This is a genomic window from Lactobacillus sp. PV037, assembly GCF_014522345.1.
Lineage (GTDB): Bacteria > Bacillota > Bacilli > Lactobacillales > Lactobacillaceae > Lactobacillus.
In genome coordinates this window covers 805,005-817,759 of the sequence record NZ_CP041987.1, presented here as the reverse complement: position 1 = coordinate 817,759, position 12,755 = coordinate 805,005, and the positions used below count along the sequence as shown (strand labels likewise).

The following is a 12,755-nucleotide window of genomic DNA, read 5'->3' as shown; positions in this document are numbered from 1 at the left end:
AGTTTAAAAAAATCTGCTATACTAAGAACATTATAGTTTTGAAGTAGAAAGGATTATTACATTTGATTACAGTATCTGACTTAAGTTTAAACTTATCTGGTCGTACCCTCTATGAAGATGTAAATTTAAAATTTACTCCTGGGAATTGTTATGGAATTATTGGAGCAAATGGAGCAGGAAAATCTACCTTTTTAAAATTATTAGAAGGTAAGTTAGAACCTACAACTGGAAATATTGCAATTGATCCTAATGAAAGAATGTCTAGCTTAAATCAAGATCACTTTGCATTTGAAGATTTTACGGTTTTGGATACAGTTATCCAGGGTCATAAAGAACTCTATAAAGTAATGAAAGAAAAAGATGCCCTTTATGCTAAGCCCGATTTTGGGGATGAAGATGGAGTTAAAGCGGCAGAATTAGAAACAAAATTTGCGGAATTAGATGGTTGGAATGCAGAAGCTGACGCTTCAAGATTATTGCAATCATTAGGAATTCCAGAAGATGTGCATCAAAGTAAAATGAGTGAATTACCAGAAGCGGAGAAGGTTAAAGTATTACTTGCTCAAGCTTTATTTGGGGAACCAGATATTTTATTATTGGATGAGCCTACTAATGGTTTAGATGTGCACAGCATTAATTGGTTAGAAAACTTTTTAGCTGATTATCCTAAAATTGTTATTGTTGTTTCTCACGATCGTCACTTTTTAAATCAAGTATGTACACAGATGTGCGACGTAGATTATCAAAAAATTCAACTTTATGTGGGGAACTATGATTTTTGGTATGAATCAAGTAAACTAGCTTCTGAATTGGCTGCAAACCAAAATGCTAAAAAAGAAGAAAAAATCAAGGAATTACAAGAATTCATTGCTCGTTTTTCAGCCAATGCTTCTAAATCTAAGCAAGCTACTTCACGTAAAAAGCAATTAGATAAGATTACTTTAGATGATATTCGTCCTTCTTTAAGAAAGTATCCTTATGTAAAATTTGAAACACATCGTGATTTAGGAAATGATTTACTTAAAGTAGAGGATATATCATATTCAGTAGATGGCGAAAAAATTCTGGATAATGTTTCCTTTATTGTTCGTCCAGGAGACAAGGTAGCGTTTTTATCCAAAAATACCTTAGCTACAACTGCCTTGATGGAAATTATTACGGGTAAAGTAACTCCAGATACTGGAACAGTAACTTGGGGGCAAACAACTGCTTTTAATTATATGGCGAGAGATTTAAACGCTAACTTTAATAATGATGAACTCACTATTTTAGACTGGTTGCGTCAATATGCCCAAAAGGATCAAGATGATAATACCTTTTTACGTGGCTTTTTGGGAAGAATGCTATTTAGTGGGGATGAAATCGAAAAACAAATCAAGGTGCTTTCTGGGGGAGAAAAAGTTCGTTGTCAATTATCTCGCATGATGTTACAACCTGCTAATGTGTTAGTAATGGATGACCCAACTAACCACTTGGATTTAGAATCCATTACTTCATTAAATGATGCATTAAAGGATTACCCAGGGTCTTTGATTTTTACTTCGCATGATCATGAATTTATTCAGACAATTGCCAATCACATTATTGAAGTTGGACCAAAAGGAATTGTCAGTCGTGCTGATACGACTTATGATGAATTCTTAGAAAGAGAAAATATTCAAGAGCAAGTTAAAGCTATTTATTAAATCAAATACTGCTAAACGTTAAATGTTTAGCAGTATTTTTTTGAAAAATAATATAATAACTATAATTATTAATTATTAGAAGTGTTAAAATTTAAATTGTAGAAAATTTGGGGTTAAACTCAAAGTGAGTAAAAAGAAATATTTTAATAAGGAGAGTAATTATGTGTACAGGAATCCTTTATAGTTCAGACAATCATTATTTTGGACGTAATTTAGACTTAGAAATTACTTTTGGTCAAAAAGTAACAATTACACCTCGAAACTATGAATTTAAATTCAGTGAAGTTTCAAATATGAAGAGTCATTTAGCCATTATTGGAATGGCAATGATTGCTAATGATTATCCTTTATATTTCGATGCAGCTAATGAAGCTGGACTTGGTATGGCAGGATTAGCTTATGCTGGTAATGCAACTTACATGCCTTCAAATCCTAAGATGACTAACGTTGCATCTTTTGAATTTATTCCATATATTTTAGGTCAAGCTAAAACTGTGGCTGAAGCTAAAAAGTTAATGGAGAACCTTAATATTACTAATACTGCTTTTTCAAAGGAAACCCAACCATCACCTCTACACTGGATTTTAGGTGATAAAACTGGAGCAAGTATTGTAGTTGAACCTGATGCTGATGGACTTCATGTTTATGATAACCCTATTCATACCCTTACTAATAATCCATCCTTCCCACAACAAATGTTAAACTTAGGAAATTATGTAGGAATTACTCCAGGTGAACCTAAAAATACTTTTGCACCAGGCGTGGATATTAATTACTATAGTCGTTCTCTTGGGACACATAATTTACCAGGTGGAATGGATTCAGAAGGTCGTTTTGTAAAAGTTTCTTTTGCTTTGCAACATGCACCAAAAGGTAAGAGTGAAGATGAAAATGTTACTAATTACTTCCATGTTTTAGGATCAGTAGCACAGCCTAAAGGACTTGATGAAGTAGCACCAAATTCATTTGAATATACCATTTATTCTGATTGTATGAATTTAGAAACAGGAATGTATTACTACACTACCTATGAAGATAATCAAATTTCTGCAGTTGATATGCATAAAGTTGACTTAGATGGCAGTGACTTAAGTTCTTATGCCACTAAAAAGTCACAAACAATTAATTACCAAAACTAAAAAGCGCCGTAAGGCGCTTTTATTTGTTCTCAATAATTTGAATTAATAAATCTAAAAAAATGGTCATTAAGGTTATGATGGTATAGATTAAACCTAAAATGAACCAGAGATTAAAATGAAGATGAAGCACAAAAAAGATTAATACTGCGATCACAAAGATGAAAAATATTAATGATGCGATTAAAACAGGGGGAGATTCAAGATATTTTTCGTCTACTTCATCAGGGATATCATATTTTTCTTGAATTTCTTTTTTCCAGGTCGAAGTATAATGATTTAGAAAAATGATAATAATAGCTATTATTAAAAGACAAATTCGGGCAAAAGTATTGATTTCTTGATTAGTTCCATAATAAATCATTCCACAGCCAATAACTAGATTAAAACTCGTACTGAGAAACTCCAGTCTGTTAACCATTTTTTGAGCATCAGAATTTTTCAAAAATTAAATCCTCCTTTTAGTAATTTTAGTCTACTAGGTTTAATGATTAAAAGCAATTTCAAAAATATGAAAAAAATCCTTGACATCATCTCCAGAAGATTATAATATAATTTTAACAAATTTATATTAAACATTTTACTAGTTGAGTAAATATGAACTTCACTCTTAGAGAGTCTATGTGTGGTGGAAATAGATAGGAATTAGTATTGAATATGGACTAGTACATAATGGTAATGGTGAGTTTTAAGGTAAGCCATTAACGGGGTTGCTCTCGTTAACAAAGCAAAGTAATTCTCTTTGTTAGAGAGCTACTTGTTGAGGCTATTTATGTAAATAAATAGTAAATTAAGGTGGTAACGCGAAGCATTCGTCCTTTTGAGGGCGAGTGCTTTTTTGTTTGGGGAGGAAAAAATATGCATAAAAAAAGAGTACGGAATAGGATAATTTGGACGCTAGTAGCGGTGTTAATTGTAGTGGCGGGTTGGTTTAGTTTTGGACCAACTAGCTCAGCTAAGCCAGATGATAAACAAATTGTCGTAGGAGTAGTTAGTCAGACTAAAGAAGATGCAGCGATTTGGAAGAGTGTGGCAGAAGATGCTAAAGAAGAATATGGGATTAATATTAAAATTAAGAATTTTACTGATTATAATCAACCCAATAAGGCATTAGCTAATGGAGATATTGATCTTAATGCTTTCCAACACTATGCATTTTTGAAAGCTTGGAATAAGGCAAATAAGGGAGATTTGGTTGCGGTTGGTAAAACTTATATAGCTCCAATTCGGTTATATTCAAAGAAGTATAGCAGTATTAAAGAAATTCCAGATGGGGCAACAATTGCTGTACCAAATGATGCTTCTAATGAATCAAGGGCACTCTATCTTTTGAAAAATGCAGGTTTAATTAAATTAAAGGATGGGAATACTCTAGCAACAATTGCAGATATTACGTCAAATCCAAAGCATTTAAAAATTAAAGAAGTTTCAGCTGATCAAACAGCCCGTGTCTTAGAAGATGTTGATGCAAGTGTAGTAAATAATACTTATGCAAGACCAGCTAAGTTAACTGATAAAGAAACAATTTATGTAGAGCCAATCAATAAAGATTCAGAGCAATGGATTAATATTTTGGTAGCAGCTAAAGCTAATAAAAATAAAAAGATCTATAAGGAATTAGTTAAGGCTTACCAAACAGAAAAAACGAAAAAACTTATTAAGAAATATTATGGGAGTACTGAAGTCCCAGCGTGGGATACAAAGTAAGGGGGAAATTTGATGAGTGTACAAATTGATCTAAAAAATATTACTGTAGAATTTGGTAAAAATAAGGCAGTTAATGATGTTAGCTTAAGAATAGATAAAGGTGATATTTACGGAGTAATTGGCTTTTCAGGAGCAGGTAAGTCTACTTTAGTTAGGACAATAAATCTTCTGCAACTTCCTACCTCAGGTACAATTGAAGTAAATGGAACAACTTTATTTGCAGATAAAAAAGTTGAAGTAAGTAAAAAAGAACTTCAAGTTAAAAGAAGAAAGATAGGAATGATCTTCCAACACTTTAATCTTTTAAATGAGGAAACAGTTTTAGAAAATGTGGCTTTTGCTTTAAAGCATGCTAAGTTATCTGATCAAGAACTTGAAGAAAAGTGCCTGCACTTATTAGATTTAGTTGGATTAAAAGATAGAGCTAATTATTATCCTGCTCAACTTTCAGGTGGGCAGCAACAACGTGTTGCAATTGCTAGAGCTTTAGCTAATGATCCAGATATTTTAATTTCAGATGAAGCCACTAGTGCACTTGATCCAAAGACTACGAATCAAATTTTAGATTTATTATACGAATTAAATAAAAAATTACAATTAACTGTAGTTTTGATTACTCACGAAATGGATGCAGTAAAAAGAGTGGCTAATAAAATTGCCATCATGGAAAAGGGAAAAATAGTTGAAAAAGGAAACTTAAGGGAAGTATTTTTACATCCAAAGAAGGAGCTTACGCGTCAATTTGTTGGAGGAGCTTTGGAGGTTCAACATATCTTAGAAACTTACCACTTTAGTAATTTAGAAGACAATGAACAACTTTTCCAATTAGTCTATAACATTAATGATGTTACAAAGTCAGTTGTTGCGGATTTAGATGTAGCTTTAGATACTAAGGCAAGCATTCTTTATGGAAATGTAGAAGTGTTAAGTGGACAACCAATTGGAACATTGGCAATTCTCTTAAAATTAGATAAAGCAAAGCAAGAAGAAGCAATTAAATTCTTGGAAAGTAAAAATGTAGTAGTAACTAAGTTAGATAAGGATGTGTTGACTAATGGTTAGTTTTTTTGAAAAATATTTACCTAATGTAATTGCCCTGGGCTGGGGTGGGGATGCAGGCTGGGGTACTGCCATCTTTCAAACTTTATTTATGACCTTTTGGGCTGCAATCTTTGGAGGAATCTTGGGAATAATTTTTGGCTTATTGTTAATCCTAACTAAACCAAATGGTATTTTAGCTAACAAAGTTGCTTATAATATTGTCGATAAGATAGTTTCTATTTTTAGAGCTGTGCCATTTATTATCTTATTAGCTTTTGTAGCACCTGTTACTCAGAAAATTGTTGGAACTCAAATTGGAATGAAAGCAGCCTTAGTGCCTTTAACTTTAGGAGTTTTCCCATTCTTTGCGCGTCAAGTACAAGTAGCACTTGAAAGTGTTGATTCTGGAAAAATTGAAGCAGCTCAGGCTTTAGGTGCTTCAACAAGTGATATTATTTTTGATGTATATTTACAAGAAAGTCGTTCAGAATTAGTTCGAGTTTCAACAGTAACTTTAATTAGTTTAATTGGGTTAACTGCAATGGCTGGTGCTGTTGGAGCAGGTGGTTTGGGTAATACTGCTATTTCATACGGATATAACCGATTCAATAATGATGTTACTTTAGTAGCTACCTTACTAGTATTATTGTTAGTATTGATAATTCAAGTGGTGGGTGATTTCTTAGCTAAAAAATTAAATCACCAAGAACGTTAATAAACTTCCCTTTAAGTCGCATTTCGGTTTTCAATCGAATGCGATTTTTTATAAATTTCTATATCGATATTAAAAAATGTTTTTTAACAAAACACGAATATTTATTTTTAAAATATTTAAAATAGTTAACAAAAAACACATTAAAAATGCTTTTTTTGTTAAATTTGTGTCTAAAATATGTTAAAATCTTATCGTTAATGATTTTAAAAGGAAAAGCAAATGAATAACGATATTGAAAAAGTACTATATACTCAAGACCAATTAAATAAACGAATGGATGAATTAGCACAGGAGCTAACAGCAGAATATAAGAGAGATTTTCCATTAATTATCTCTGTAATGACGGGAGCAATGATTTTTACGGGGGATATGTTAAAGCGTCTAAATTTCAAATTAAATGTAGATGTAATGAAAGCATCAAGTTATGTTGGCGCTCATTCAACTGGGGATGTGAAGATTATTCATGATGTATTAACTGATGTCAAAGGTCGTCGCGTAATCCTATTTGAGGATATTATTGATACAGGTCATACCTTAAAAGCAGTAAAAGAGCTTTTACTAAAAAGAGGGGCAAAAACTGTGGAAATTTGTGCCATGTTAGATAAGCCTGAGAGCCGTGAGGTAGCCTTAAAGGGAGATTATATTGGCTACAGTGCACCTGATGAATATTTGGTGGGATATGGCTTAGACTACAGTGGGATGTATCGTAATTTACCATATGTAGGAGTTTTAAAGAAAGAAGTCTACACTAACTAAAGACCGAAAGGTCTTTTTTATTTTTGAGTTTGAGATGCTTTTCACAAGTAATTAATTATGGTATTATCACTTTAGAAAAATGATTAGAAAGGGCATTAAGAAAAATGATTAGAAAGGGCATTAAAATGGTAGAAAACAATTATCGTATTGAAAGTGATACATTAGGACCAGTTAAAATTCCTAAGGATGCACTTTGGGGTCCTCAAACTCAACGTAGTAAAAATAATTTCCATGCAGGTGCTTTAATGCCAATAGCAATTATTCGTGCACTACTTCACATAAAAAAGGCAGCCGCCTTAGCTAATATGAAGATGGGCAAGCAAACTGCTCAAAAAGGTCAAGCGATTGTAGATGCTATTAATCAATTATTAAGTCTAGATGATGAAAAGTTACGGGTAGATTTTCCTCTTCATATTTATCAAACAGGTTCAGGCACACAAACTAACATGAATGTTAATGAAGTTGTCGCTAACTTAGCAAATAAAAATAATCCTGGACTTGATATTTTACCCAATGATGATGTAAATATGGGTCAATCTTCAAATGATACTTTCCCAACCGCAATGAATTTAGTAGCAGTTGGTGCAGTAGATACCTTAAAAAAGTCAATTTCACACTTAGTAGATGAATTATTAATTAAAGAAAAAGAGTATTGGACAACAGTTAAAGTGGGTCGCACCCACTTGCAAGATGCAGTCCCTTTAACTTTTGGCCAAGAAATTTCAGGATATATTTCTGCTTTAAATCACGGATTAGATTATCTTAAGAAGTTAGAACCAACTTTAGATGAATTACCAATTGGAGGCACTGCGGTTGGAACGGGGTTAAACGCAGCTGACGGTATGGCAGAAAGCATAGCTGAAACTTTGTCTAAAGAATATGGACATACCTTTAAAGTAGAAACTAATAAATTTTTTGGACTTGCCAACCATTCTGGTTTAGATGTTGTCCATGGAGCAATTAAGACGATTGCTGCTGATCTATTTAAAATTGCACAAGATATTCGTTTCTTAGGTTCAGGTCCAAGAGCTGGTTTAGGAGAGTTGGAACTACCAGCAAACGAACCAGGTTCTTCTATTATGCCAGGTAAGGTTAATCCCACTCAAGCAGAAGCAGTAACCATGGCTGCAGTAAGAGTATTTGGAAATGATACCACAATAACTGTTGCGGCATCACAAGGTAATTTTGAAATGAATGTCTATAAACCAGTAATGATTGCTGCCTTTTTGGAATCAGCAGAAATTTTATCAGAAACTACTGTAGCTTTTGCTGACAAAATGATCTATGGAATGAAGATTAACAAAAAGCAAATGCAAAAAGACATTGATAATTCGTTAATGACAGTGACTGCTTTATCTCCCCATATTGGTTATCATGCTGCTGCAGAAATTGCCCAACTTGCTGATAAGGAAGGATTGACTTTACGTCAAGCGGCGTTAAAGAGTGGAAAAGTTACTGAAAGTCAATATGATAAGTGGATTGATCCCTTACAAATGACTAAGGCTACGCAAACAAAGCCAATTAATGATTAATGTGAGGAAATAAAATGGAAAAGTTTATTTTTACACCTCAAGAGCTTAAAGATAGTCAAGATAATTATGATGTAGTAATTATTGGCTCTGGTGGTACTGGCCTTGCTGCTGCAATTCAAGCTCATCAATATGGTTTAAAGCCAGTAATTTTAGAAAAAAATGAAAAATTAGGTGGTAATACTACTAAGGCAAGTTCAGGGATGAATGCTGCAGAAACAGTAGTGCAGTCGCGTTTAGGAGTTAATGACTCAATTGAAACTTTTTATCAAGAAACTTTAAAAGCCGGTGGGTTTATGAATGATCGTCAAATGTTACGCTTTTTTGTTGATCATGCACCTTTAGCAATTTCTTGGCTAGCAGATTTGGGTATTCATGTTGATGATTTGACAATTGCTGGTGGAATGAGTAAAAGACGTACTCACCGTCCAACTACCATGGCACCAATTGGCGCATTTTTAGTAACTGGCCTTTTAAAGGAAGCTGCTAAGAGAAATATTCCGATTATTAATAAAGCAAAAGTAACAAAACTATTGCAAGATGATCAAGGTAAAGTTTTTGGGGTGGAAGTAAACGGAGAAAAAGAAATTACTAGTCAAGCAGTTTTACTTGCAACAGGTGGTTTTGGAGCTTCTAAAGACTTAATGGCCAAATATCGTCCTGATCTTAAGGATTATGCTACAACTAATCAAGCAGGAGCAACTGGCGACGGTTTGAAATTAGCAGATAAAATTGGTGCGCAACTTGAGCAATTAGAATTGGTGCAAGTTCATCCAACAGTCCAACAAGATACTGAGCGCGCATATTTAATTGGGGAAGCTGTCCGTGGTGAAGGCGCAATTTTGGTTGATCAAGCAGGAAAAAGATTTGTTAATGAATTAGCTACACGCAAGCTTGTTTCTGAAGCAATTAATCAGACTGCTACTAAACACGCTTATTTGATTTTTGATCAAGGAGTTCGGGAGCGTGTAAGAGCAATTGAATTTTATGATTCAATTGGCTTGGTCAAAAAGGGTGATACTTTAGCGAAGTTAGCCCAAGAAATTAATGTCGATCAAGAGACTTTGAAGCAAACAGTGGCAAAATGGAATCAAGCGGTTGTATCTAAAAATGATAATGAATTTCACCGTACTACTGGAATGGAACGTGAGCTTGATAAAGGACCATTTTTTGCTATTCATATTGCTCCAGCTATTCACTATACGATGGGTGGTATTCATGTAGATGAACATACACGCGTTTATGATACTAATGGTAATTTAATTCCAGGTCTTTATGCTGCAGGAGAGGTAGCAGGAGGACTACATGGTAATAATCGTATTGGTGGTAATTCAATTGCTGAAACTATAGTTTTTGGTCGAGAAGCTGGAAAGCAGATTGCCCAAACTATTCAAGCTAAATAATTTAAGAGAGCTGAACTTTTCAGAGTACAGCTCTTTTTTTGTGATAAAATTTATTAAGTAAAACAAATTTTAGGAATGTGAGAAAATGACAAAAAAAGAAGATGAGCAGCGAAAGCGATTAAAACCACAGGAAAGGTTGTCCCATCACCATCATATGAGAATTCGCTGGAAAGAATTTTTTACTAGTGATAACCAGACAGCTGCAAAGGATGCAACTTTATCTGAACGCGCAGTAATTGTTGGTCATATTGGAATGATGTTTTTATCTTATGGAACTGGTGCTTGGCGTGTTAGAACTGCAATGAATACAGTAGCTAGAAAGCTGAATATGACTTGTAGTGCGGATATTGGTTTAGTGTCTTTAGAGTATACTTGTGTTGATAGAGATGGAAAGAGCTATACCCAAGCCTTAAGTTTACCTTCAACAGGTGTTAACACCACAAAACTTCACTATATGTCGAAGTTTGTGTATGAATTTGAAAACGATGATGGCAATTGGACAATTGGTGAGATTCATCAGCGATTAACTAAAATTTCTCGAATGAAAGCTCAATATACTCCTTGGCAAGTAGGATTGGCAGCTGCTCTAGCTTGTGGAGGATTTACCTTTCTTTTAGGCGGAGGAATAGTTGAAGTAATTTGTGCATTTTTAGGCGCTGGAGTTGGAAATTATGTTCGACGAAAGATGATTGACCGTCGCTTAACGATTGTGGCAAATATTATTGTAGCTGTTACTGTTGCTTCCTGTGTGTATGTAGGAGCATTTTATCTACTTCGTCTTTTTATTCCTTTAAGTAAACACTTACTTGATGGTTATATTGGAGCGATGCTATTTGTGATTCCAGGCTTTCCTTTTATTACTTCGGGACTTGATATGTCCAAATTAGATATGCGGTCTGGTTTAGAGAGAATGGCATATGCATTAATGATTATTTTAATTGCAACTAGTGTAGGTTGGGGTGTAGCGATGATTTTAAATGTACACCCACAAGATTTTTTACCTCTTAATTTAGGAGCAGTAACTTTAACTATCTTACGTTTGATTGCTAGCTTTTGTGGAGTTTTTGGCTTTTCAATTATGTTTAATTCAAAAATTCAAATGGCGACAGCTGCTGGGCTAATTGGAGCAATTGCTAATACACTACGTTTGAGTTTAGTACAATGGATAAATATGCCGGCAGCTGCTGCAGCATTTATTGGAGCTTTTATCGCAGGGATGCTAGCATCCTTCATTCATCAAAAAATAGGCTATCCAAGAATTGCAATTACTGTCCCTTCAATTGTGATTATGGTGCCAGGGCTTTATATGTATCGTGCAATGTTTAATTTTGGATTTATTTCAATTAATATTGGTGCACGGTGGGCAATGCAAGCAATAATGATTATTTTCTGCTTACCACTCGGATTAATTGTGGCAAGAATTTTAACAGATAAACATTGGCGTCATGCTGGATAGAATAATACCTGTGGAGTTTCCATAGGCATTTTTTGATAGTATATTTAAGCAAAATTGACTTAAAATCATCTTGACAAAAATATGATTTATATTAAAATTATTAACAAATAAATTAAAAGATTTTGAAGAGCAGAGTAACTAATTTTAATTTAGTACAGAGAATTGACGACTGGTGAGAGTCAAGTAAAGGGAATTAGTGAAGATGGGCTTGGACATCAGAGTTAGTGAATTTTTAGCTAACTACGGGGTTGCATTCGTTAAAAATGCAAGGTAATTCTCAATGGAGAGCTACTTACGAAGGTTATTTATGTAAATAAATAATAAATTAAGGTGGTAACACGAAGCACTCGTCCTTATGTGATGAGTGCTTTTTTGTTTGCAATAGGAGGTATGATGATGACAATTTTTGAAGAAGCTAAAAAAGGATTAGTACTTGATGGGGCAATGGCAGATGAGTTGCAAAGACAAGGAACAGATTTAAATAGTAAGCTTTGGACAGCGGCTGCATTAATTGATCAAGAAGAAAAAGTTTATCAAGCCCACTTAAGTTATTTTAAGGCAGGAGCCAATATTGTTATTACCGATACTTATCAAGCAAATATTCCAGCTTTCGTAAAGGCTGGTTACAGTCAAGAACAAGCCAGTGAATTTATCAAAAAAGCAGTTAAAATTGCTAAGAAAGCAAGAGATGATTATGAAAAGAAAACTGGTATTCATAACTATGTGGCAGGGACAGTAGGACCTTATGGAGCTTACTTGGCAGATGGAAATGAGTATCGAGGAGATTATGAATTAAGTAAGCAAGAATACTTAGATTTTCATTTATCAAGATTAAAGTTAATTCTATCTGAACATCCGGATATCATTGCAATTGAAACACAACCTAAATTAAGTGAAGTAGAGGCCTTACTCGATTGGCTAGCACAAAATGAACCAAAGATTCCAGTATATGTAAGTTTTACCTTAAAAAATAAAACTTCAATTAGTGACGGAACTTCGTTAGCTAAGGTTGCCCAAACCATTAATAAATATGAGCAAGTTCTTGGGGTGGGAGTTAATTGTGTAGCTCCAACCTTAGTATCACCAGCTTTAGAAGTTTTGAATAAAAATACTAGTAAGCCTTTAATTGTTTATCCTAATCAAGGATCAAGCTATAATCCTGAAATTAAAGAGTGGGAAGAAGTTAAAGAAAGTTTTGATTTTTCAAAATTAACTAAAAAATGGTATGAAAAAGGTGCCAGAATAATTGGAGGCTGTTGTACTACAGGCCCTAATGAAATTAGCCAAATTAGTAAAACTTTAAATCAACTTAAGGAAAGAAGGTAAA

General features: G+C 33.8%; 11 protein-coding genes and 1 other annotated feature. Of the genes, 10 read left to right on the top strand and 1 reads right to left on the bottom strand.

Annotated elements, in window-relative coordinates; all coding sequences use genetic code 11:
- Positions 1–62: 62 nt before the first annotated feature.
- Together FP435_RS04400 and bsh are read left to right on the top strand one after the other, a co-directional pair.
- Positions 63–1,685: an ABC-F family ATP-binding cassette domain-containing protein gene (locus FP435_RS04400; RefSeq protein WP_265482881.1), complete on the top strand. Its 1,623-nt coding sequence runs from the start codon at positions 63–65 to the stop codon at positions 1,683–1,685.
- A 161-nt stretch (positions 1,686–1,846) separates the two neighbouring features.
- Positions 1,847–2,824: a choloylglycine hydrolase gene (gene bsh, locus FP435_RS04395; protein ID WP_265482880.1), complete on the top strand. Its 978-nt coding sequence runs from the start codon at positions 1,847–1,849 to the stop codon at positions 2,822–2,824.
- A gap of 19 nt (positions 2,825–2,843) precedes the next feature.
- Here bsh and FP435_RS04390 read toward each other — a convergent pair whose 3' ends face one another.
- Positions 2,844–3,266: a hypothetical protein gene (locus tag FP435_RS04390; protein WP_265482879.1), complete on the bottom strand. Its 423-nt coding sequence runs from the start codon at positions 3,264–3,266 to the stop codon at positions 2,844–2,846.
- 413 nt (positions 3,267–3,679) lie between these two features.
- Between FP435_RS04390 and FP435_RS04385 the strand changes: the two genes are divergently transcribed.
- The 8 genes from FP435_RS04385 (at position 3,680) to mmuM (ending at position 12,754) form a co-directional block, all read left to right on the top strand.
- Positions 3,680–4,528, top strand: a complete 849-nt coding sequence (locus tag FP435_RS04385) for a MetQ/NlpA family ABC transporter substrate-binding protein (protein WP_265482878.1) — start codon at positions 3,680–3,682, stop codon at positions 4,526–4,528.
- A 12-nt stretch (positions 4,529–4,540) separates the two neighbouring features.
- Positions 4,541–5,590, top strand: a complete 1,050-nt coding sequence (locus FP435_RS04380; protein WP_265482877.1) for a methionine ABC transporter ATP-binding protein — start codon at positions 4,541–4,543, stop codon at positions 5,588–5,590.
- A complete protein-coding gene (locus FP435_RS04375; protein WP_265482876.1) occupies positions 5,583–6,284 on the top strand; it encodes a methionine ABC transporter permease in 702 nt (233 codons plus the stop codon). Before FP435_RS04380 ends, FP435_RS04375 begins: the two co-directional genes overlap by 8 nt.
- A gap of 219 nt (positions 6,285–6,503) precedes the next feature.
- Positions 6,504–7,040: a hypoxanthine phosphoribosyltransferase gene (gene hpt, locus FP435_RS04370; RefSeq protein WP_265482875.1), complete on the top strand. Its 537-nt coding sequence runs from the start codon at positions 6,504–6,506 to the stop codon at positions 7,038–7,040.
- A 125-nt stretch (positions 7,041–7,165) separates the two neighbouring features.
- Positions 7,166–8,572 (top strand): class II fumarate hydratase, encoded by a 1,407-nt coding sequence (locus FP435_RS04365; protein ID WP_265482874.1) that lies wholly within the window; start codon positions 7,166–7,168, stop codon positions 8,570–8,572.
- 14 nt (positions 8,573–8,586) lie between these two features.
- Complete coding sequence (locus FP435_RS04360; RefSeq protein WP_265482873.1) at positions 8,587–9,972, top strand: flavocytochrome c; 1,386 nt, start codon at positions 8,587–8,589, stop codon at positions 9,970–9,972.
- A gap of 85 nt (positions 9,973–10,057) precedes the next feature.
- The gene (locus FP435_RS04355) at positions 10,058–11,428 is read left to right on the top strand and encodes a threonine/serine ThrE exporter family protein (protein ID WP_265482872.1); all 1,371 of its coding nucleotides are present in this window, start codon (positions 10,058–10,060) and stop codon (positions 11,426–11,428) included.
- Between the two features lie 112 nt (positions 11,429–11,540).
- Positions 11,541–11,786: a binding site (T-box leader), on the top strand.
- Positions 11,787–11,821: 35 nt separating this feature from the next.
- Positions 11,822–12,754 (top strand): homocysteine S-methyltransferase, encoded by a 933-nt coding sequence (mmuM, locus tag FP435_RS04350; protein ID WP_265484639.1) that lies wholly within the window; start codon positions 11,822–11,824, stop codon positions 12,752–12,754.
- Position 12,755: the final 1 nt, after the last annotated feature.